This window comes from Salinirubellus salinus (genome assembly GCF_025231485.1).
GTDB classification, from domain to species: Archaea; Halobacteriota; Halobacteria; order Halobacteriales; family Haloarculaceae; genus Salinirubellus; species Salinirubellus salinus.
This window is the reverse complement of sequence record NZ_CP104003.1, coordinates 3,324,752-3,344,204: the sequence shown is the minus strand read 5'-3', so window position 1 is coordinate 3,344,204 and position 19,453 is coordinate 3,324,752. Positions and strand designations below refer to the sequence as shown.

The window sequence follows — 19,453 nt, the reverse complement described above, 5'->3', positions numbered from 1 at the left end:
AAAACGTCGGTCACACGGGGACGGGTCGCACGGGCCTGCGGACGAGGGGACGGGAGGCGCGGACGACGGGTGGGCTAGTTCAGCGAGACCTCGCCGAAGTCGGCCCAGTCGCCGGCCTCGGCACGAGAGACGGCGTCGACCGCGTCGACGAAGCCCGCACCCGCGTTGAACGCGTCGTAGTCGCCGTCGTTCCGTGCCGTCGCCTCGATGGTCAGCAGGACGTCGAGGGGGTCGGCGTCCCCGCCAGCGGCCTCGTACAGCAGCGCCGCGATGCCGGAGACGGCCGGCGTCGACATCGACGTCCCCGAGATGGAGGCGTAGAACAGGTCGGTGTCGAGTGCGGTGGCCTGCAGGACGTCGCCCGGCGACATCGTCGAGCGGACCTGGTTCCCGGGGGCGGCGACGCCAGGGCGGTAGAGGCCGGTGCGGTTCGCCAGCGCCGTCTGCCGGTCGTGAGCACCGCCGGGGCGGCCCCGCGAGGAGAAGCCCGTGATGGCCGTCGCGTCGTCCGTCGCGGCGACGCCGAGGACCCACGGCGCCTTCGCGTAGTCGTTCATCGTGTCCGGGCCGGGACCGCTGTTGCCCATCGCGAACACGGAGAGCAGCCCCTGCTCGTAGGCCGTCTCGGTGGCGACGTTCTGCGGGAGACTCGGGTCGAAGTCGTCGGCGCTCGCCGCACCGTAGGAGTTGCTCACGACGTCCACGTCGTCGACGTGGTTGGCGAGCAGGTGGTCGTAGGCGGCCGTGGACTTGAGGACGGAGACGGCGGCCCCGGTCGAGTAGCCCGTCAGCGTCGCGCCGGGGGCCATCCCGCCGTCGGTCTCGCCCTGCCCGGCGATGGTGCCGGAGCAGTGCGTGCCGTGGCCGACCTCGTCCGTGTCGAGGTCGTCCGCCGGGACCCAGAGGGTGGGCGAGCCGACCGGGTTGCCGACCCACTGGTAGTTGTGCTCGACGGTGTCGATGTCCGGGTGCGTCGCCGCGATGCCGCTGTCGACGACGGCGACGTGCACGCCGCTCCCGTCGTAGCCCGTGTCCGCGCGGACCGAGTCGACGCCGGTCACGTCACGCACGTCCGCGTTGAAGTACTCCAGGTCGCGGTTCGCGGCGACGTACTCGACGCCGTCGACGCGAGCCACGTCCTCGACGAGCGAGGCCGGCAGCGACAGGTAGACGAGCGGCAGGACCTCGTAGGTGTAGAACTCGAGGCCCAGCGCGGAGAGCGCCGACCCGACGGCCGCGTCGGGGTCGACGACGAGGATGGCCTCCTGGGCGAGGTCGCCCGTGGTCTCGAGCGCCGAGTCGATGGCGCCGCCCTCGTAGCCGGCTGCCGACCCGGTCCCGAGCGCCAGCGCCGCGCCCGCGAGTCCAGTGGTCCGTACGAACGTCCGCCTGCTGTGGTCGTCCATCGGCCGGTCGTGTGGACCACGACCTAATCGGCGTACTGCAGGCACAACGCGGGGGTTTTTGTTCGCGGTCGGTTCGTCGAACGGAGCGCACGGCTCACCACGGCCCGCCGGCGGGTGCGCTCAGAGCCGTTCGTTCTGGTAGTCGCCGTCGTATGTCCCCTCGTGCTCGGCGCGCGCGAGCACCAGCTGGGCGATGCGGGCACCCGCCTCGATCTCGATGTCGTGGCCGACCTGCAACAGCCCCTCGCCCTTGCCGGAGTAGCCGGCGTCCCAGACGGCCGTGTTCAGCATACAGGAGTTGCGCAACAGCGACGAGCGCGGGTAGAGGAACCCGACGTGGTCCTCCGGGATGGTCACGATCTCGGCGTACTGGACGACGTACGCGTCGGGCGGGAGGTAGTAGACGTCGTTCCCGCCACCCGGTTTCTCGAGGTCCTCGATGGCCTCGACGTCGTGTTCGTCCTCGACGACCGGGTTCCCCATCCGGTGCTGGCGGTCGCCAATCTCCTTGCCGTCGATGCCGATGCGGCCGGGGTCGCGCTGGTCGTACACCGCCTCCAGCGTCAGGTCGACGCCGTTCGGCTGGACCTGCTCGTCCGTGACTGGCGTGACGTGCTCGGCGACGAACGACCCACTGCGGAACATACCGTGGAGGGGGGTGGACCCGTGAAATAGCTGTCCGTCAACCCGGGGCCGTGTGGCGCTCGCCCACACCCCGACCCCTTATGCCGGAGAGACCCCAGAACCGGATATGGACGAGGAGATATCCGCCGAGGAGTTACGCGAACTCCTCGACTCGGGCGACCCGGTCCGGGTCGTCGACATCCGGTCGCCCGCCGCGTTCGAACACGGCCACATCCCCGGCAGCGAGAACGTGCCGTTCGGGGAGTTGACGAGCCGCATCGAGTCGTTCGACGGCGCGGAGTACGTCGTCACCGTCTGTCCGCACGGGCAGGCGAGCCAGCAGGCCGCCCGCCTCATCGGCTCCTACGAGGGGTTCGACGGGCGGGTCGTCTCGCTGAAACCGGGGCTGCAGGGCTGGTCGCAGACGTACGAACTGGCGGTCGGGACGGAGACGACGGCCCCCGACGGCGGGAGTGAGGGCGAGCCCGACGAGGGACCGGAACCCCCCTTCTGAGTCGGCACCGACCGGGCGTCACTGCCGACGGCGCGGCCCCACCAGCACCCCGCGCAGGTCGAACGAGTGCGCGAGTTCACGCACCGCGACCAGCAGGACCAGCGTGCCGACCGCGCCCACCGAGAGGCCGAGGAGCGTGGGACCGACGAGGAGGGCGACGACGACGGCCGCGAGACCCGCGAGGGCCAGCAGCGAGAGCAGCACGGCGTGCGCGACGGTGTGCAGTACGTTCCAGACCGCGTCCTCGATAGCCCGGCGGACGGGGTGGTACATCTCGTCCGTCCGGGCCGAGTTGGATGGGCATGCCCGAGGCTCAGAGGGTGTGTGGATACGGCTTGTGGCCGTGACATCCGGGGACTGCGGCGGCCCGTGGGCGGTCCGAGCGTGGCGACCACGCGACGGCCGGTCGGGTCAGCGATCCCGGGCCACGAGTTCGATGGGCTCGGCGGGCTGGAGCGTGACGCTCATCCGCAGGTCCGGGTGGGCCGACTGGTCGGCCGGCAGGTCGAACCGGACCCGGCGGGCGAGCGTCGCCAGCGCCAGCCGGAGTTCCAGCGTGGCGAACCGGGACCCGATGCAGGCCCGTGGGCCGCCGCCGAACGGGAAGTAGGCGTACTCCGGGCGGTCGCCGTCGTCGCGCCACCGGTCCGGGTCGAACGTCGACGGGTCGTCCCACCACCGCTCGTCGCGGTGGACGGAGTACGACGGGAGCGAGAGTTCGGTCCCCGCCGGCAGGTGGTACCCGCGAATCCGCACGTCCTCGGTCGGTTCGCGGAACAGGGCGAACACGGGTGGGTAGAGGCGCATCCCCTCGTCGACGACGCGCTCGGTGTGGTCGAGCGAGGGGAGGTCGGCGACGGTCGGGTCACCGTCGAGGGCGTCGGCCTCCGCGAGCAGTCGGCCGTACGCCGACGGCGACCCCGCCAGCGAGCAGAGCGTGTACGCGAGCGCCATCGACGTGGTCTCGTGGCCGGCGAACAGGAAGGTGAACACCTGATCGCGGAGTTCCGCGTCGTCCAGCGCCCCCTGCTCGCGGGCCGCGACGAGGCGGCCGAACAGGTCCTCACCCGGCGCGTCGCGGTCGCGGCGCTCCCTCACGAGGTCCGCGATGACGTCGTCGAGGGCGTCCATCGTCCGCCGGAACCGGCGGTTCGTCGGCGTCGGAACCCACGGGGGGAACAGCCGCGAGACCGACCCGACGTCCAGGCGGTCGTCGATGGCCTCTGTCGCCTCGGCCACCTCGCTGGCCACGTCGCGGAAGTCCCGGCCGAACATCGCCCGGCCGAGCACGTCCAGCGTCAGGGACCTCGTGGCCGCCGCCACGTCGATGCGCTGGCCGTCCTCGAGGCCGTCGGCGAGCGTGGCCGCCTCCTCGACGACCACGTCGGCGTACGACTGGACGGCCCGCGCGGTGAACGCCGGCTGGACCACCTCGCGGATGCGGCGCCACTGCTCGCCCTCGACGGCGAACAGCCCCTCCGGGGCGATCTCGCCCGTCGCGTCCCGGAGCAGCGCGGACTTCCGGTAGCGGTCCTGGTCCTCGACGAGTATCCGCCGTATCGCCTCCGGGTGCCGTATCTGGACGACCTCGCGACCGAACGCCTCCATCCGGACCACGTCGCCGTACGTCCCGGCCCGGTCGTAGAAGCCGAACGGGTCGCGCATGAACTGGACGGTGTTGCCGACGACGGGCCACCCGTCCACGGCCGGTGGGACCGCACCCGTCGGCCCGTCGCCCGTCGCGTCGGTGTCGTCGGTGTCGCTCATGGACGGGACCACGCCGCGGCCGTCGAAGCCGGTTGTCGCCAACTGGCTAGGGGACTTATGAGTCGCCGTGTGCTGTGCCCGGCCGTGAAGTCGCTCCGGCTGACCGTCGAACACACGGCCGAGACCATCCACCCGGTCCACCGGTTCGTCTGCGAGTCCGACGCCGTCGAGCGCGAGCTGCTGCTCCAGGGGAACACGACGGACGACCCGGAGACGTTCCTCTTCTACGTCGAGGGGGACTGCGAGGCGTACGAGGCGGTGCTGGACGGGGTGCCGGCGCTGGCCGAGTACGACATCACACCGGCCGACGGCGACGGCTTCTTCCTCTACGTCCGGGAGGCGAGCGCCGACACCGACCGGGCGATATTCGAGGCGTTCCAGCGCGAGACCGTGGTGGTCGTCCCGCCCGTCGCGTTCCTCCCCGACCAGACGATGCGGCTGACGGTCATCGGCCACGGCGACCAGTTGCAGGCGTCGCTCGGGGCGCTCCCCGACGAACTCGCCGTCCGTATCGACTACGTCGGCGAGTACGCGGGCGAGCCGGGGCGGTCGCTCACCGACCGCCAGCGCGAGGCCGTCGCCGCCGCCCACGAACTGGGCTACTACGAGGTGCCGCGCGAGGCGGGGCTGGTGGCCGTCGCGGCTGCGCTCGACTGCGGCGAGGGGACGGCGTCGAGACTCCTCCGGCGGGCGGAGGCGCGACTGGTGGCCGAGGCCCTCGAAGGCCGCCACGTGGGTCCGGAGCGGTCGCTCGACGGGTGAGAAACGGTGAGGATGCGACTGCTCGACGCGACGGTCAGGCGACGTTGAACCCCTTGTCGCGGAGGAAGTCCTCCACGCGGCCTGTGTGGTTCCCCTGGAGTTCGATGGAATCGTCCTCCACGGTGCCGCCACAGGCGAACTTCGACTTGAGGTCGCTGGACAGGCTGTCCATGTCCACGTCCTTGGGGTCGAACCCCTCGATGACCGTTACCTCCTTACCGTATCGGCGCTCGTCGATGCGGATGCTGATCTCCTGGGACTCCTTCGCGACGTCCTCGCAGACGCAGAGTTCCTCGGGCAGCCCGCACGTCGAGCAGACTTCCGACATTACGATTCGAAGGTACCGTGGCCTCCCTATTAAACCCTGTCGGGAACCCACATCGGGGGTTCCGAACGAGGAGAGCGTCGTTACGGCCGGTTCCGAAGCGGAGTCAGTGCCGGCGGTGGGGTGGGACTACCGGAGCGCCGGGCGCTCGGCCACGATGTCGTCGACGAGGTCGACCGCCTCGTCGGCCGTCGCCTCGCTCGCCTCGCCGGCGTAGTGGCTCCGCTCGTAGAGTTCGAGCACCCGGCGCGCCCGCTCGTCGGTCACGCCCCCGAGGAACTCTCGGGGGGTCTGGCCGGGCTGTCTGGACGGCCCCTCGCGTTCGAGCAGGTAGACCAGCCGCTCGTACGCCCGTTCCACGTCGCGGGTCGGGTCGGTCCGTGGCTGGTAGCGGAGCCACACCTCGCGGTAGGCCCGGCCGGTCAGCCCGGAGCGCCGGGCGGCGACGGCCGCGCCGAACAGCACGATGGCGCCGAACCCCATCTGCTCGCGGCTGAGGTCGGGGAGGCTGAACCCGCCGTCGTCGCCCCCGGCGGGCGCCGCCGTCCCGTTGACGGCGGCCGACTGCAACTGCCGCTGACGGATGTCCGGCGTCGCCGTCTGAACCGTGACGTTGCCGTTCTGGACGTCGTCGGCCGACTCGAACGACGGCGGCGTCGGCGTCGGCGTGAGCGACTCGTTCTGTGTGTCCGGGATGTCGACCGACTGCTCGCCCCCGTCGCGGGCCGTGTCGATGCGTGACTGCTCGGCCGCCTCGCGCGGGCCAGCGGGCGTCGGGTCGAACCGGACCCAGCCGACGTCCGGGAAGTACACCTCGACCCACGCGTGCGAGTCGAGTCCGCGAGCGACCCAGCGGTCCTCGGCCACCTGCTGGCCGGGCGTGTACCCCACGACCAGTCGGGCGGGGATGTCCTGCGTGCGGAGCATCGACACCATCGTCGTCGCGTAGTAGGTACAGTAGCCCGCCTCCATGTCGAAGAGGAACGCGTCGGCGATGTTCCCGGACGGCCGTTCCACGGAGAGCGAGTACTCGCGGTTGTTCTCCAGCCACTGCTCGACGACGCGGGCGGTGTCGTAGGGATTCTGCGCGTTCGCCGTGATGCGGGCAGTCCGTTCGGCCACCCGATCGGGCTGGTTCGCCGGCAACTGCGTGTAGCGCTCCTGCAGCCCACCGGGATAGTCCGTCCCCGCCGTGCGGAGTTCGCCCGGCGAGGCGACGACGACGCGCGACTCGACGGTGAACGTATCACCGGCCGAGAGCGACTGTGCGGGCTCCAGCCCACCCGCCGACGTGACGCTCACCGGCACGTCCGAGGCGCGGACCCGCCGTGGCTTCCACGCCGCCGGCATCACGTCGAGTGGGCCCTCGGCCCGCACCGTCTGGACGACGGTGCGCGAGGACCCCGGCGGGGTCTGGAGGGTGCCGTCGTACGGCCGCGAGGGGCCGGTCCGTACCCACCCCGCCCCGGTGAACCGGTCGTAGGACCCGACGCGCCAGTAGGACTCGCGCTCGCTCGTGACGGTGAACCGCACCTCCGGCGAGAGTTCGATGGAGCCGAGGATGCCGATGTTGGACCCGGCGCTGATGAGGCTCGCCTCGACGGTGCCGTCGCCGCCCTCGCCACCCAGGAGCGGACTGCTGCCACCGCCGCCGCCCGTGACCGTACCGGCGACGACGGGCACGACCGAGAGCGTGAGCGAGACGACCACCACGACCGCGAGGACGATGGCGACGGCCTCGGCGGCCCGCAGACCACCGCCGCGGTGCTCGGCGTCGCCGAGCCCCACCGCGGCCGCCCCGCCGAGGACGCCGAACAGCACCGTCGGGACGGTCGCGTCCCCGGTGAGGACGAACACCGACAGCGTGGCACCGGCCACGGCGACGGCCAAGACGTAGCGCCGCCGGAGCGCGAGGTAGACCGTGAGGAACGTCGGGGCGGGGGCGGCGGCCTGCGCCCAGACGCCCGCGTTGACGATACGGATGACCGACAGGCCGGTCAGCAGCGAGATGCTGTCCTCGACGACGGTCTCGCCCTGTGCAACGACGTCGAACCCGCCCGGCAGCGTCAGGACGTACAGCACCCCGCCGCCGACCAGCAGACCGGCCGCGAGCAGGAACGCCGGGACGACCGAGAGGAACCGGGCGACGACGACCGCCCCGAGCACCGAGGCGACGACGATGGCCGCGAACACGGTCGGGTCGCCGGCGACGTTCGAGACGAACCAGAGCACCGACAGCGGCGCCAGCAGGACGACGGCGACGCCGGTCACCGCCAGCACCCGGACCGGGTCGACGCCGAGTCGGTCGGCGAGCGACGCGAGTCGGCTCTCCCCGCCACCGAGCCGACCCGAGAGGGTGCTCACGCGACCACCTCCGTGCGCGACGGGGTCGTGTACGGCGCTCGCTCGGCGTCGACCAGGCCCTCGAACGGGTGCTCGACGCCGTCGACGGCGACCCTCGTCCCGTCGGGGCCGGCGACGACGTGGACGTCCGCCCGGTCACGCTGGGCGTCGCTCACCTCGCCGGCGTCTGTCCGGGCGAGCAACCCGAGCACCGCGTCGCGCTGCTCGTCGCCGCGGCCCTCGTCGACGACGCCGTCGGGCGCGGCCACGTCCACGACGAGGTCGGCGTTCAGCAGGTAGACGGCGACGCTCGCGGCGGCGCTCGCCATCGCGTCGCCGTGGCCCGGCTCGGCCTCGCAGACGACGCTGATACCGCCCTCGTCCTCGGCGGCGAACTCGGTGACGACGAACTCCGCGTCGGCGCGGCGGGCCGAGGCTTTCCAGTTGATGTCGCGCAGCGAGTCGCTCGAACTGTACTCGCGCAGGCGGTCGAACGCGTCCCGGTCGCGGCTGCCGGCCCGCTCGACCAGTCCCGAGAACGCCGCCCGGTCGGTGATGGGCCTGACTGCGGGGTAGACCAGCACGGGCGTGGTGCGGGCCGAGTCGGTGGCGTGGGACACCAGCCCCAGCGTGTCGCGCTGGCTGACCGTCGCCGGTCCGAGGGTGCGCTCGCCGCGGTCGAGTAGCTCCACGTCGTACTCGTACTCGGTGCCCTCGGGGAGCTGGGCGTCGGCGTCGGGCGCGCGCAGGCCGGGGCCGACTCGCTCGTGGACGTCGCACGAGAGGTTCGACTTCACCGTCAGCGTCACCGTCCGCGTCTCGCCGGGGAAACCGGGGAGCGGGTGGCTCCGGACCACGGAGGGCTCGGTCCGGCGGTAGACCTGTGCGGCCCCGACCGCGAGCGCCGCGATGGCGGGGACGACGAGCGCGTCGAGCGACCGGGCGCCGAACTGCGCGCCCATCGCGATGGCGACGAGCGTGACGAGCGCGAGACCGTAGCCGCGTCGGGTCGGGCGCATCTCAGGGGACGTCGACGCTGGTGAGCGCCGCGTCGACCAGTTCCCGTGCGCTCTGGGCGCCCGCGGCGGTCCGGACGCGGTGGGGGAGGACGGTGAGCGCCTCGGCCTGCACGTCGTCGGGGAGGACGAAGTCACGGCCGTCGAGGACCGCACGGGCCTGCGCGGCCCGCAGCAGGGAGATGGAGCCACGGGGCGAGACGCCCAGTTGGGCCCGCTCGCGGGTGTAGTTCGCCAGCGCGGTGACGTAGTCGCGGACGGGTTCCTCGACGGTGACGCTCGCGGTTGTCCGGCGGGCGGCCCGGAGGTCCGCGACGGTGGCGACGGGTTCGAGCGTGTCGATGGGGTGGTCCCCGACGACGTTCGCGAGGACGCGGGACTCCTCCTCGGCGTTCGGGTAGCCGAGTTCGAGTTTCATCTGGAAGCGGTCGAGTTCGGCGGCCGGGAGTTCGTACGTCCGGTCGCGCTCGACGGAGTTCTGCGTCGCCACGACGAAGAACGGGTCCGGCACCCGGTGGGTGGTCCCGTCGACGGTCACCGTCTCCTCCTCCATCGCCTCCAGCAGGGCGGCCTGCGTCTTCGGCGGGGCGCGGTTGATCTCGTCGCCGAGGACGACGTTCCCGAACACCGGGCCGGGGCGGAACTCGAACTCGCGGGTCTCCTGGTTGTAGACGTTCGTCCCGGTGATGTCCGCCGGTAGGAGGTCGGGGGTGAACTGGACGCGTTTGAACTGACACTCGAGCGACTGGGCGATGGAGCGGGCGAGCATCGTCTTCCCGACGCCGGGGACGTCCTCCAGCAGGACGTGGCCACGGCCGAGCAGGGCACAGATCAGGTGCTCGATAGCGTCGTGGTGCCCGACGATGACCTCCTCCGTGTTCTCGACGACGCGGCGGGCGATACGTCCCGCCTCGTCGACGCTGAGGGCGTCGAGGTCGGTCTCGTCGTCGGGCGACGCTGCGGCTTCCGAGGTAGAGTTGGCGTCGGTCATGTGGCGTGGGGGAGGGCGGCGGCTACGCGGAGCGAGCGGCGGCCCGGACAAGTGCTTTCCGGCGCCCGGAGAGGCGTGAAAGCGATTGACACGCGTCTCGGTACGGGCGCGGGGAGTGTAAGTTTGCTGGGTGGGAGCGTGAGCGGGGCAGGAACGGTATCGAGTGGGACGTTCGGGTACGTTGGGCAGGGGCCACGAGACGGTGGACTGGCCGGCACGGCACGCCGACCGACTCCGAACACGCGGCAGTGGGACCGCCTGCTCACTCCGTCACCCGAACCGTACCCTCCATCCCCGACTGGCGGTGCGGGTAGCAGACGTAGACGAACTCGCCGGGCGTCTCGAACGTGTGTTCGTAGGTCTCACCGCGGGGGACGAGCTGCCGGGCGGGGGACTCGTCGGGAGCGTAGCTGGCGAACGGGGCCCCGTCCTCGGGGACCGAGGCCGTACTGGCGTCGCTCGGCCGACCGCAGACGTTGTGTCCGGCGCTCTCGAATCCCCAGCGGACCGTGTCACCGACCGAGGCGGTGAGGTCAGCCGGCTCGAACCTGAGCCGTCGGTCCGGACCAGCGACGACGTCGGCGTCGGGAACCGACGGCTGGCCGAGACAGCCGGCGAGACTGCCGACGACGCCGACTGCAGTGGCGAGTGCGGAACGCCGGGAGACCGCTGTCCACCCCTCCTCGGTCCGCCGGCGAGTCATGCCGTGGAGTCGGCGGGCACGTCGGTTCCCGCCCGGTCGGTTCCCAGCGAGACGAGGAGGCCCCCGATGCCGAGATTGATGCCCGTGTGCAGGAGGTCGATGGCGTACGGGGGGACGAGTCGGGTGGCGACGAGCAGGAAGGCGGCGACCTCCAGCAGCATCAGCACGCCCACGGCCGTGGGGAGTACGTCGGTCCGGAGCGTCGTCGCGCCGAACAGCAGGTAGGTGAGTATCATCAGCACGATAGTGACGAGCGAGAGGAGGGGCGGGAGGCCGCCCGCACCGGAGAGGAGCCCGGCGTACTCGGCGGTTCCCCCGACGATGATGAGTGTCCAGGTCACGACGGGGAGCAGCGCAATCCCTCGCGCGACACGAGCGAGCGTCCCGCCGGGCCCCACGAGGTCGGCCGAGAGCCCGAGCAGGCCGACCACAGCGAGCAGGAACGCGGCGGGCGCGACGAGTATGCCGACGAGCGGGTACGACGTGCCGGTGAAGGCCGTGAGGGCGTTGTCGATCGCGAAGGCGAACGCGCCGACACCCGCCAGCAAGAACAGTCGTGGGCTCCACGGTCGGAGTCGCGCGAACGCGCTCCCGGCGGTCACGGGCGACCACCCCCGGTGGCGCCGCTCGTCGGCCGGTCGTCCGTCGATACGTCGGTCGGTGTCGTCGTGCGTGTCATGGGTCGAACCGTCCCCCGCGTCAGTCCGGCGCGGGACACCGGGAGCGTGGAGAGGCCCGGGGATAAGTGTAATTTGTACGACAATACAACAATCGAGTTGACACGTTCTGGGCGGCGACAGTCGGTGGCCAGTCGACTGGTCGGCGCGCTCACCCGCGTGTCGCGTCCACGAACTGGACGTCCTCGTCGAACGTCACCCGGATGGCGTCGCCGTCGTGTCTGGCGGTGACCGCGACCCGGACGGGGTCCTCGGCGACGAGTTCGACCTCGTGGTCGAGCACGAGGTCGTAGACGGCCTTCGCTCGCTCGTACTCGTCGGCCCGGAACCGGGTCGAGACCCCGTGGTCGTCGTAGAACGAGACGACGGCGGGGTGAAACAGGGCGAGTCGCCGGGGGGAGGCCCCGCCGTAGTTCTCGCAGGTGCGACACCGGAACCGTGCGCCGACCCGCCAGCGGAGCCCACACGCGTGACAACCGTCGGGGTCGTGGTCGTCACACCAGTCGAAGCGGGCGTCGACCTGGCCGGAGCAGGTGGGACACAGCCCCTCGAACTGTTCTCGGGTGCGCCGCCGTCCACGGACCGCCAGCGCGGCCCGGAGCTCCTCGGCGGTCCACTCGTCGAGGCCGGCCGGGTCGAACGAGACCGCAGCCAGCGGTCCGGGCGGGTCGAAGGAGGCGAAGTCGCGGCCGGGGGTCATCCCGTCGCACTCGTGACAGGCCCAGAACAGGATTCCCTCGCGGTAGCTCACCTTCGTCCCCGCACCACAGAACGGACACCGCTGGTCGATGGGGGTCGGTTCGAGTCGTTCGTCGTGGTCGCCGACGCCCGCGACGATGTCCCGCACGAGCTTCTGGGCGGGAACGCGGAGTGCGTAGCCGTCGTGCTCAGGCGCCCGTTCGATGAACTGCCCCTCCAGTTTCCCGAGGTGGTAGCGGAGGTTGCCGGGGTCGTCGTAGTCGACCCGTTCGAATATCTCCGAGAACGAGAGGCTGTTGTCCTCGTCGGCCGGGTCGTGTGCCTCCCAGATGGCGAGGAGGACGGCCAGTCGCGTCCCGTCACCGAGCAGCCCGAAGGCGTCGGTGACGGCGCTGTCGTGGGGGCGGGTCGCCGCGGCGTGGGGCTGGGCTCCCGACCCGGTGTCGCTCACGAGCAGTCACCCCCGGACGGCACCGGGGGCAGTGGCCCTACGGCCCGTCGGCTCCCGGTGTCGAAGTGCGGTCCCCAGCCCCAGTTGCGCCACCGCCAACCCGGTGGCGACCAGCAGCGTCCCCACCGGCGGCGCACCGAACACCGCCCCGTTGACCACCAGTGCGACCAGCATGCCCGCCGGTGCGGCGACCAGGCTGGCCACCACCGGCCCGTACGTGCCGGCCCGGTACCCCGCGAACGCGACGAGTCCGTAGGTGAGCGTCGTCAGGGCGAGCAGCGCCATCGCCGCGGCATCGGGGAGCGGCCCCGTCTCCGGTGCGATACCGAGGAGCTTGCTGGCCTGGGTACCGGTGAGGAAGGTCCACCCAGCGAGTGACGCGAACCCGAGGGCACGGAGTCCGCGACGCCAGCGGCGGCCGACGGTCCCCGCGAGGCCGACGAGTCCGAGGACGGCGAGCAGGTGGCCGGTGGGGGCGAACACGTCCGGCGGCACCGCCACCGCCCCGAACGTCTCGACGGCCAGCATCGCCGCGTGGCCCACCAGCAGGAGACCGCCAGCGAGGAACAACCGCGGTGACCACTCCCCCAGCGACCGACGTCGTGTCGCGCTATCGACACCCATGACACGCGGTGTCGCGCCCGGCTGTCATAACGTTGGGGGGGCGGTCCTCCCGCTGGCCGGACGCGTCGTGGACCGAGCGTGGAGCTACCACCCCTTGCACTCGGCGCACACCATCCCCACCTCGGGGTCGTGCCACCGCGTCTCGACCGTCTCGCCACACGACTCGCAGGTCGCCCCCTCGGGCGAGAAGTCGTAGGTCGGCGTGGCTTCCTCGACGGTGAGCGTGGGTTCGTCGTCGGTCGAGTCCCCCGTGTCCGTCTCGGCATCGGTGTCGGATTCGACCGCAGCGTCGGCGTCGCCCTCGTCGACCTCCGTCTCGGTCGCGTCCAGTTCGGACTCGGCCTCGGACTCGGCCACCTCGTCCGCATCGCTCGTCGGGTCCTCGTCCGTCTCGGTCCCCCCGACGAAGTCGTCGAGCGAGCGGTTCGGCATACCCGGTCTCCGGGCGCCGCTCCCTTAGCCGTGACGCCCCACGGGAGAAGGGTAGACACAAGTGGCACGGCCCGAACGTGAGGGTATGGCAGTCACGCCCGCCGGGATACTGGAGAGCCTGCAGATGATGGTCCAGCGGTTCAGCGAGGTGGCGATGGTCGACCCCGTCGTCGCCGCGATGCTCACCTCCGGCGCGATATTCGTCACCGTCTCGGTCGCGGTGTTCGGCTACCTCACGCTGGGCGCCGTCGTCGACGCGCTCGTCTCGCTCGTCCCGTCCAGCCGACAGCCGCCGAGCGACCGGCGGTAGCCAGGCTTCGACTCAGAACCCCGCTTCTCGCGCCGCCTCGCCGGCCAGTTCCACCGCCTCGTCGAGCGACGGCCCCAGCGGCGACCCGACGACGAGCCCGTCGACGTACTCGCGTAGCGCCGCCATCCGCTCGGTGACGGCGTCGGGCGTCCCCGCGATGCAGAACGCCTCGACCATCGCGGGCGTCACCGCGGCGTAGGCGTCGCCGAACCGACTGTCCGCGAGCGCCTCCCTGACCGATTCGACCGCCGCCGAGTCGATGCCGTGACGGTCGAGGACGGGCGGGGCGGCCCCGCTGACGATGAACGCGACGGGTGCACGGGCAGCCTCGCGGGCCGCGTCGCCGTCCTCCGCCACCGAGACGGCGGCGTACGCCGAGAGCGTGAACGTCCCACGCGAGTCGGGGCGGTCGGCCTTCCCCTCCTCGACGCGGTCGCGAGCCCACGCGAGGTCGTCCGGGTGCGAGCCGTTGAACAGCAGGCCGTCGGCGTGCTTGCCCGCCATCCGACACATGTGCGGGCCCTCGCCGCCCACGTGGACCGGGATGTTGCCCTCGACGTCGAACTTCAACTCGGCGCGGTCGGCCTCGAAGGTGCCCTCGTGGCTGACCGTCTCGCCCGCCCAGAGCCGCCGAGCGGTCTCGAACGCCTCCAGCACCGGCCGGAGGCCACGGTCCTCGGCGAGGCCGAGCGTCCCGAGCGAGGATGGGTCGCCCGGCCCGATGCCGTAGACCGCGCGGCCGCCGCTGGCCTCCTGTAGCGAGGCCGTCCGGGCGGCGAGGGTGACGGGGTGGGTCTCGAGCGGGTTGACCGTGCCCGGGCCGACCCGCATCGCGTCGGTCCGCTGGGCGATGCGGTCCAGTGCGACCCACGGGTCTCGGTTGAAGTGGTGACAGGAGACGAACGCGGTGTCGAAGCCGCTCTCCTCGGCACGGGCGCCGAGGTCGGCGATACGGGAGACGGGGTGTTCGGGGGTGAGTTCGATGCCGAGCATCATCCTTCGTGGTGTGTCGTGTGGTCCGGGGTCCAGGTCCACTCGCGGAGCGCGGACCGGACCACGTCGCGGTCCGTGCTCCGGAACAGCAGGTCGCTTCCCTCGTGGTCGCCGAACGCGAAGCCACGGACGACGGCGACCGGGGTGCCGCCGTCGCCCTCGCCGGTGACGAGGTTGGCGGCACCCGCGAGCTCGTCGACGACGGCCTGCACGGTGACGCCGAGTTCGCGCCCGTCGCGGTCGGACTCGCCGCGCCAGTCGCGGGCGGCGGGCATCCCGGCCCACCCGAGCGCGACGCCACGCTGGCCGTGGCGGAACGGCCGGCCCGACGTGTCCGTGACGACGACGGGACAGCCCAGCGACCCGGAGAGCGCCTCGGCGCTCGCGGTCGGGTCCTCGGGCAACAGCAGCAGGTCGTGGTCCGGCACGTTCGACTGATCGATGCCGGCGTTGACCGTGATGTGGCCGAACCGGGTCACTGCGAGGACGAACGGCGCGTCGAGGATCACCTCCTCGCTCTCTTCGAGGATGGCCTGTGCGAACCGGGGGTCCTTCTCCTCGCCCGCGAGCTCCGAGAGTCGCCGGGCGACCTCGTGGGCGCGTTCGGAGGCCGGGAAGTCGTCGAGTGCCGCCCCCCGGCCCTCGGCCTTCGAGACGACGGTGCTCGCCACGCAGACCACGTCGTCCGGGCGCAGATCGACGCGCTCGGCGACGAGCGCCGCGAGGTCGTCACCCTCGCGTATCTCGGGCAGTCCGGGGACGGCGAACACCTCCATACCCGGGCTTGGGGGGTGGACCTGAAAAAGGCGCGCGGTACCGGAGAGCGAGACGGCACCACCTCTTTTGTACTGCGTCGGGTCCGCGCCTACGGCGCGAACCACTCCTTGCAGAGAACACGGAGAAAAACCTGCGCCGTTCGCGGCCTTCGGCCGCTCACGGCGGGTGAGCACGCTGGTGGATACCGTACAGCCGTAGTGGCCCCCTCGGGCAGAGCACGAGCAGGTAGCCGAGGAGACGGACGACGGCGGGGCCGGGGAGCGAGACCCGAACCATCGAGCTGTCGTGGGGCGAGAGACGACAGTCTTCCCGTGACCGGCTCCTCGCCGCCGGGTCAGATAAGGCCGGCCTCCTCGGCCAGCAACAGCCCCTCGATGGTCGCGTCGTTCGCGGGCGGTCGACGGGCCAGTTCGAGCGCCTCCGCCACGGGCACCGTCCGCACGGCGAGGAACTCGTTGCCGTCGAGTTTCCGCTTCGCCGGTTCGAGCCCCTCGGCCCAGACGATGCCCCGCTTGTGCCGGAGCACGCCCGTCGAACACCAGAACTCCTCGAGTAGCGCGGTCGAGTTGGGCTCGAAGCCCGTCTCCTCGCGGAGTTCGCGCGCGCCGGCGGTGGTGAACGACTCGCCGTCCTCGACGATGCCGGCGGGCAGTTCGTAGCAGAGTTCGCGGATGGTGGGGCGGAACTGCTCGACCATCAGGACCTGGTCGTCGTCGGACTGCGTCCGACGGCCCGCAGAACGGAGTTCCGCGCTGTCGACGACGGCCACGATGACGGCCGCGGGCGGCAACTCCGCCCAGTAGTACTTCTTCGTCCGACCGTCCGGGAGTTCCACGAGGTCGTAGCCGCCGGTGTACCAGCCGGTCTCGTACTCCGTCCGGGACTCGACGACGTTCCAGTCGTGGTCGGTCCCGTCCGGGCGACGGTCGGGTGACCCCTCGCCCGTCATCCGCTCGCCTCCCTGATTATCTCCAGTCGGTAGCGAGTGCCGTTCTCGCTGACGTACACCACCGACCCGTCCTCGGCGGTGGCGTCCACGTACCGCTGGCCGATGGCGTCGAACTCGTCGAACGGTGAGTGGCTGAACCCCTCCTTGAAGCCGAACGGCCCCTCGTAGTAGGCGTTCGAGCGGCCGTCGGCGAGGGCGGCGTCGATGTACCGGTACTGGCGCGGCGGGAGCTCCGTGGCGTTCACGCTCGGGCCAGTCTCGTTCGTCGCCTCGGCCGTGACGTAGTACGGGTCGCCGCTCCGGAGGAGCGAGGGGAACGCCCCGAGTGCGAGCAACAGCACCACCACGACGAGGATGGCGAGGATGGTGTTGCGCGTGACCGGCCTCACTCCTCGGTCACCTCCGGCGGCTCGCGCTCCTCGTAGAGGTGCTCGCGGTAGAGCCGCCCGAACGCCTGCCGGCGGAGCGTCGAGACGGCCGCGTCGGGTTCGTTCTGGAACGTCGCGGCGACGGCCGCGCCGTCGAAGGCGTGCCACGCCACGTTGTCGACGTGCTCGCTCCCGACGACGTGGACCTCGCCGTCGAACGAGTCGCACCAGTCGTCGAACTCCTCGCGGGTCCCGACGCGCACCTCGAGTTCGGCGGCGAAGAGGGCGTCTCGCGCGGTGGCGACCACGTCGGCGTCCACCCGGTCGCGGTACTCCTCGCGGTCGAGATCCATCGCACGGGCCGTCTCGCGGACCACCTGTCTGGCCGTCCCGGCGAGGTCGGCGTAGCGCTCGCGGGCCGCCGCGACCGAGGCCGGGGCGAACCTCCCGTCGCTGTCCATACCTCGAGTAGCCGGCGACGGCCGTTAGGCGTTGTTATCGCCGTCGCTCGCGGCCGGTTCCTCGTCGGTGGCCTCGTCGTCGGCGTCGCCATCCTCGTCCGCCTCGTCACCTAACATCGTCCGTGTCATCTCGCGGGCCTCCTCCAGCGCCGCTCGAGTCTCGTCGTCGAGGTTCTCGCTGTCCACGCCCGCCCCCGCGAGGTGTGCTTCGGGGGGCGTGTGCTGGTGGCCGTGGGCCCCCGCGTGGTCGTGGTCGTGCGGGACGTCGTCGAACAGCGCGCCGCCGCGCTCTGAGAGCGGGTCGTCCGGGTCCTCGCCCTCCTCCAGTCCGCCCACGGTGTCCTCGAACACCTGTGGGAACTCCTTCTCCGTGGCGTGTTCGGCGACCCGCGGGGCGAGCTCGGCCTCGCCGGCGTCCGCCCAGCCGGGGGCGTGTTCGTCGAGCCACGCGGCGTGTTCCTCGCGCCCCATCATGGCCACGATGGCCATGTGGTTGGCGAGGTGGCGGGCGTCGGCCTGTGGGGTGGAACAGACGGGACACTCGTAGCCCATGGCGGAGGGAGGAGCCGACGCGGGAAAACTCGTCCGGCATCGGAGGCGGCGGACGGCCCCACCGCCGCGGGGCTTTTGGTCCGTCCGCCCCTCGGTCCGGGCATGCGACCCCTCGCGGCCGTCGCCCTCGCCCTGATGCTCGTCCTCGCCGGGTGTAGCGTCGGGCTCCAGCAGGGCGACACGCCCACGCCCCCACCCGCCTCCACCCCGGGACAGACAGCGACGCCCGCCACGGACACGCCGACCGCCACGACGACCGGCGGCGGGACGACGACCGCGACGCCCGCGTCGACGCCGACGGCCGCACCGAACGCGACGATGCAGTCCGACCTCGCGGACCCGCCGACCGACCGGCTGGGCTGGGAGGACGGCTACTGGTACAACGAGACCCTGTCCGTGAACGGGACCGACGGGCTGAACGAGTCCGAGCTGTCGGCCGTCGTCGGCCGCGCGATGGCTCGCGTCGAGCACATCCGACAACTCGAGTTCGAGGAGACGGTGCCGGTCACCGTCATCAACCGCTCGACGTACCGCGAGCAGTACGTCGACGGCGGCGCGAACTACACCGAGTCGTTCCGCACCTTCGACAACGTGAAGTTCGAGACCCTGTTCCTCATCGGCGAGCGACAGGACTCGCTGGCGGTCCAGAACACGAACCGCGGCTCGAACGTGCTCGGCTTCTACTCACCCGCGAACGACACCATCGTCGTCGTCTCGGAGTCGGACCAGCCCGTGCTCAACGACGAGTTGACCCTCGGCCACGAACTCGTCCACGCCCTGCAGGACCAGCAGTTCGACATCTCGCGCTACGACCGGCCCACCCGCGAGGTGTACAACGCGTACAACGGTCTCATCGAGGGCGACGCCCGGAACGTCGAACTTCGCTACCAGGAGCGCTGCGGGGTCGAGTGGGACTGCCTCTCCGTCCCGAGCGAGGGGAGCGGCGGCGGCGGTGACCTCCACTTCGGCGTCTACATCCTCAACTACTTCCCGTACGCCGACGGGCCCGGCTTCGTCGGCTACCACGAGAACCGCGGCGGCTGGGACGCCGTGAACGCGATGTACGACGCGCCGCCGGCCTCCGCCGAGCAGGTCATCCACCCCGAGAAGTACGGCGAGGACGCCCCGACGAACGTCTCGCTGACCGACTCGAACAGCGGCGACTGGGAGCGCGTGCGGCCCGACGCCCCGCGACCCTCGCAGACGCGGCCGGCCTACGCCTCGTTCGGCCAGTCGGGGATGGTGGCGATGTTCGCCTACACGCTCTACGACTCGGCGAACCGCTCGCGCGTGGTCGAGCCGGACGAGTTCCTCAACCTCGAGGGCGGCCAGGTGAACAGCACGGACCCCCTGAACTACGCCATCGACTACGCGGACGGCTGGGACGGTGACCGGCTACACATCTACGACACGCCAGGCGACGACAACGAGACGGCGTACGTCTGGCGGAGCGTCTGGGACTCCCCCGCAGAGGCCGAGGAGTTCGCCGCCGGCTACCGCGACCTGCTGAGCCACTGGGGCGGCGAGCGCGTCGGCTCGCCGAACCACTGGGAGGTGACCCGTGGCCCGTTCCAGGACGCCTTCTACATCGAGGTCGAGGGCGACACCGTCACCATCGTGAACGCGCCGAGTGAGTCGGACCTCGGCGACGTGTACGCCGACTACGAGCCACCGAGCGCGGGGAACTGAGCCGTGCGCCGGTGGCCGGC

At 71.5% G+C, this 19,453-nt stretch carries 23 protein-coding genes; 4 read left to right on the top strand and 19 right to left on the bottom strand.

The genetic code is table 11. The features are described from left to right. Window positions 1-74 precede the first annotated feature (74 nt). Both N0B31_RS17665 and N0B31_RS17660 read right to left on the bottom strand, forming a co-directional pair. Window positions 75-1,406: a S8 family peptidase gene (locus N0B31_RS17665; protein WP_260592934.1), complete on the bottom strand. Its 1,332-nt coding sequence runs from the start codon at window positions 1,404-1,406 to the stop codon at window positions 75-77. 120 nt (window positions 1,407-1,526) lie between these two features. Continuing rightward, window positions 1,527-2,051, bottom strand: a complete 525-nt coding sequence (locus tag N0B31_RS17660; RefSeq protein ID WP_380628152.1) for a deoxyuridine 5'-triphosphate nucleotidohydrolase — start codon at window positions 2,049-2,051, stop codon at window positions 1,527-1,529. 106 nt (window positions 2,052-2,157) lie between these two features. Here N0B31_RS17660 and N0B31_RS17655 point away from each other — a divergent pair, with 106 nt between their 5' ends. After that, window positions 2,158-2,544 (top strand): rhodanese-like domain-containing protein, encoded by a 387-nt coding sequence (locus tag N0B31_RS17655; protein ID WP_260592932.1) that lies wholly within the window; start codon window positions 2,158-2,160, stop codon window positions 2,542-2,544. 18 nt (window positions 2,545-2,562) lie between these two features. Here N0B31_RS17655 and N0B31_RS17650 read toward each other — a convergent pair whose 3' ends face one another. Together N0B31_RS17650 and N0B31_RS17645 are read right to left on the bottom strand one after the other, a co-directional pair. After that, a complete protein-coding gene (locus N0B31_RS17650) occupies window positions 2,563-2,817 on the bottom strand; it encodes a hypothetical protein (protein ID WP_260592931.1) in 255 nt (84 codons plus the stop codon). Between the two features lie 138 nt (window positions 2,818-2,955). Beyond that, a complete protein-coding gene (locus N0B31_RS17645; RefSeq protein WP_260592930.1) occupies window positions 2,956-4,311 on the bottom strand; it encodes a cytochrome P450 in 1,356 nt (451 codons plus the stop codon). 84 nt (window positions 4,312-4,395) lie between these two features. On the opposite strand from N0B31_RS17645, the gene N0B31_RS22565 reads away from it, so the two are divergent. Further along, window positions 4,396-5,073, top strand: a complete 678-nt coding sequence (locus N0B31_RS22565) for a helix-turn-helix domain-containing protein (RefSeq protein ID WP_303655781.1) — start codon at window positions 4,396-4,398, stop codon at window positions 5,071-5,073. A gap of 34 nt (window positions 5,074-5,107) precedes the next feature. Here the strand turns inward: N0B31_RS22565 and yciH are convergent, their stop codons facing one another. The 9 genes from yciH to N0B31_RS17595 form a co-directional block, all read right to left on the bottom strand. Then, complete coding sequence (yciH, locus tag N0B31_RS17635) at window positions 5,108-5,401, bottom strand: stress response translation initiation inhibitor YciH (RefSeq protein WP_260592929.1); 294 nt, start codon at window positions 5,399-5,401, stop codon at window positions 5,108-5,110. A 126-nt stretch (window positions 5,402-5,527) separates the two neighbouring features. Further along, window positions 5,528-7,762: a transglutaminase TgpA family protein gene (locus N0B31_RS17630; protein ID WP_260592928.1), complete on the bottom strand. Its 2,235-nt coding sequence runs from the start codon at window positions 7,760-7,762 to the stop codon at window positions 5,528-5,530. Further along, window positions 7,759-8,760 carry a DUF58 domain-containing protein gene (locus N0B31_RS17625; RefSeq protein WP_260592927.1) on the bottom strand — a complete coding sequence of 334 codons (1,002 nt, stop codon included), beginning with the start codon at window positions 8,758-8,760 and terminating at the stop codon, window positions 7,759-7,761. Before N0B31_RS17625 ends, N0B31_RS17630 begins: the two co-directional genes overlap by 4 nt. Before the next feature lies 1 nt (window position 8,761). Continuing rightward, window positions 8,762-9,748: an AAA family ATPase gene (locus N0B31_RS17620; protein ID WP_260592926.1), complete on the bottom strand. Its 987-nt coding sequence runs from the start codon at window positions 9,746-9,748 to the stop codon at window positions 8,762-8,764. A 262-nt stretch (window positions 9,749-10,010) separates the two neighbouring features. Beyond that, entirely contained in the window at window positions 10,011-10,451 is a 441-nt protein-coding gene (locus tag N0B31_RS17615; protein ID WP_260592925.1) for a plastocyanin/azurin family copper-binding protein, read from the bottom strand. After that, window positions 10,448-11,053 carry a hypothetical protein gene (locus N0B31_RS17610; protein WP_260592924.1) on the bottom strand — a complete coding sequence of 202 codons (606 nt, stop codon included), beginning with the start codon at window positions 11,051-11,053 and terminating at the stop codon, window positions 10,448-10,450. The genes N0B31_RS17615 and N0B31_RS17610 overlap by 4 nt, the downstream gene beginning before the upstream one ends. A gap of 226 nt (window positions 11,054-11,279) precedes the next feature. Next, entirely contained in the window at window positions 11,280-12,278 is a 999-nt protein-coding gene (locus tag N0B31_RS17605; protein ID WP_260592923.1) for a winged helix-turn-helix domain-containing protein, read from the bottom strand. A gap of 6 nt (window positions 12,279-12,284) precedes the next feature. Continuing rightward, window positions 12,285-12,902: a hypothetical protein gene (locus N0B31_RS17600; RefSeq protein WP_260592922.1), complete on the bottom strand. Its 618-nt coding sequence runs from the start codon at window positions 12,900-12,902 to the stop codon at window positions 12,285-12,287. An 84-nt stretch (window positions 12,903-12,986) separates the two neighbouring features. After that, on the bottom strand, window positions 12,987-13,334 hold the full coding sequence (locus N0B31_RS17595; RefSeq protein ID WP_260592921.1) for a DUF7573 domain-containing protein: 348 nt from the start codon (window positions 13,332-13,334) through the stop codon (window positions 12,987-12,989). 85 nt (window positions 13,335-13,419) lie between these two features. Between N0B31_RS17595 and N0B31_RS17590 the strand changes: the two genes are divergently transcribed. Next, window positions 13,420-13,644 carry a DUF8024 family protein gene (locus N0B31_RS17590; protein WP_260592920.1) on the top strand — a complete coding sequence of 75 codons (225 nt, stop codon included), beginning with the start codon at window positions 13,420-13,422 and terminating at the stop codon, window positions 13,642-13,644. 12 nt (window positions 13,645-13,656) lie between these two features. On the opposite strand, the gene N0B31_RS17585 is transcribed toward N0B31_RS17590, so the two are convergent. The 6 genes from N0B31_RS17585 to N0B31_RS17560 all read right to left on the bottom strand — a co-directional run bounded on the left by N0B31_RS17585 (window position 13,657) and on the right by N0B31_RS17560 (window position 17,744). Beyond that, window positions 13,657-14,637, bottom strand: coding sequence for a 5,10-methylenetetrahydromethanopterin reductase (locus N0B31_RS17585; protein WP_260644014.1), 981 nt, complete (start codon window positions 14,635-14,637; stop codon window positions 13,657-13,659). After that, complete coding sequence (locus N0B31_RS17580; RefSeq protein WP_260592919.1) at window positions 14,637-15,413, bottom strand: coenzyme F420-0:L-glutamate ligase; 777 nt, start codon at window positions 15,411-15,413, stop codon at window positions 14,637-14,639. Before N0B31_RS17580 ends, N0B31_RS17585 begins: the two co-directional genes overlap by 1 nt. A 335-nt stretch (window positions 15,414-15,748) precedes the next feature. Beyond that, window positions 15,749-16,363: an NUDIX hydrolase gene (locus tag N0B31_RS17575; RefSeq protein WP_260592918.1), complete on the bottom strand. Its 615-nt coding sequence runs from the start codon at window positions 16,361-16,363 to the stop codon at window positions 15,749-15,751. Continuing rightward, entirely contained in the window at window positions 16,360-16,752 is a 393-nt protein-coding gene (locus tag N0B31_RS17570) for a hypothetical protein (RefSeq protein WP_260592917.1), read from the bottom strand. The genes N0B31_RS17575 and N0B31_RS17570 overlap by 4 nt, the downstream gene beginning before the upstream one ends. Next, window positions 16,749-17,192, bottom strand: a complete 444-nt coding sequence (locus tag N0B31_RS17565) for a DUF5809 family protein (RefSeq protein ID WP_260592916.1) — start codon at window positions 17,190-17,192, stop codon at window positions 16,749-16,751. Before N0B31_RS17565 ends, N0B31_RS17570 begins: the two co-directional genes overlap by 4 nt. A 24-nt stretch (window positions 17,193-17,216) precedes the next feature. After that, complete coding sequence (locus tag N0B31_RS17560) at window positions 17,217-17,744, bottom strand: DUF5810 domain-containing protein (protein WP_260592915.1); 528 nt, start codon at window positions 17,742-17,744, stop codon at window positions 17,217-17,219. A gap of 102 nt (window positions 17,745-17,846) precedes the next feature. Between N0B31_RS17560 and N0B31_RS17555 the strand changes: the two genes are divergently transcribed. Beyond that, window positions 17,847-19,433, top strand: a complete 1,587-nt coding sequence (locus N0B31_RS17555) for an Hvo_1808 family surface protein (RefSeq protein WP_260592914.1) — start codon at window positions 17,847-17,849, stop codon at window positions 19,431-19,433. Window positions 19,434-19,453 lie beyond the last annotated feature (20 nt).

Bases quoted from the DNA above. Each gene is read 5' to 3' on its own strand.
- N0B31_RS17600 (WP_260592922.1), bottom strand. From the start codon at position 12,902: ATGGGTGTCGATAGCGCGACACGACGTCGGTCGCTGGGGGAGTGGTCA.
- N0B31_RS17575 (WP_260592918.1), bottom strand. From the start codon at position 16,363: ATGACGGGCGAGGGGTCACCCGACCGTCGCCCGGACGGGACCGACCAC.
- N0B31_RS17565 (WP_260592916.1), bottom strand. From the start codon at position 17,192: ATGGACAGCGACGGGAGGTTCGCCCCGGCCTCGGTCGCGGCGGCCCGC.
- N0B31_RS17655 (WP_260592932.1), top strand. From the start codon at position 2,158: ATGGACGAGGAGATATCCGCCGAGGAGTTACGCGAACTCCTCGACTCG.
- N0B31_RS17585 (WP_260644014.1), bottom strand. From the start codon at position 14,637: ATGCTCGGCATCGAACTCACCCCCGAACACCCCGTCTCCCGTATCGCC.
- N0B31_RS17650 (WP_260592931.1), bottom strand. From the start codon at position 2,817: ATGTACCACCCCGTCCGCCGGGCTATCGAGGACGCGGTCTGGAACGTA.
- N0B31_RS17615 (WP_260592925.1), bottom strand. From the start codon at position 10,451: ATGACTCGCCGGCGGACCGAGGAGGGGTGGACAGCGGTCTCCCGGCGT.
- N0B31_RS17620 (WP_260592926.1), bottom strand. From the start codon at position 9,748: ATGACCGACGCCAACTCTACCTCGGAAGCCGCAGCGTCGCCCGACGAC.
- N0B31_RS17665 (WP_260592934.1), bottom strand. From the start codon at position 1,406: ATGGACGACCACAGCAGGCGGACGTTCGTACGGACCACTGGACTCGCG.
- N0B31_RS17590 (WP_260592920.1), top strand. From the start codon at position 13,420: ATGGCAGTCACGCCCGCCGGGATACTGGAGAGCCTGCAGATGATGGTC.
- N0B31_RS17625 (WP_260592927.1), bottom strand. From the start codon at position 8,760: ATGCGCCCGACCCGACGCGGCTACGGTCTCGCGCTCGTCACGCTCGTC.
- N0B31_RS17580 (WP_260592919.1), bottom strand. From the start codon at position 15,413: ATGGAGGTGTTCGCCGTCCCCGGACTGCCCGAGATACGCGAGGGTGAC.
- N0B31_RS17660 (WP_380628152.1), bottom strand. From the start codon at position 2,051: ATGTTCCGCAGTGGGTCGTTCGTCGCCGAGCACGTCACGCCAGTCACG.
- N0B31_RS17555 (WP_260592914.1), top strand. From the start codon at position 17,847: ATGCGACCCCTCGCGGCCGTCGCCCTCGCCCTGATGCTCGTCCTCGCC.
- yciH (WP_260592929.1), bottom strand. From the start codon at position 5,401: ATGTCGGAAGTCTGCTCGACGTGCGGGCTGCCCGAGGAACTCTGCGTC.
- N0B31_RS17645 (WP_260592930.1), bottom strand. From the start codon at position 4,311: ATGAGCGACACCGACGACACCGACGCGACGGGCGACGGGCCGACGGGT.
- N0B31_RS17560 (WP_260592915.1), bottom strand. From the start codon at position 17,744: ATGGGCTACGAGTGTCCCGTCTGTTCCACCCCACAGGCCGACGCCCGC.
- N0B31_RS17595 (WP_260592921.1), bottom strand. From the start codon at position 13,334: ATGCCGAACCGCTCGCTCGACGACTTCGTCGGGGGGACCGAGACGGAC.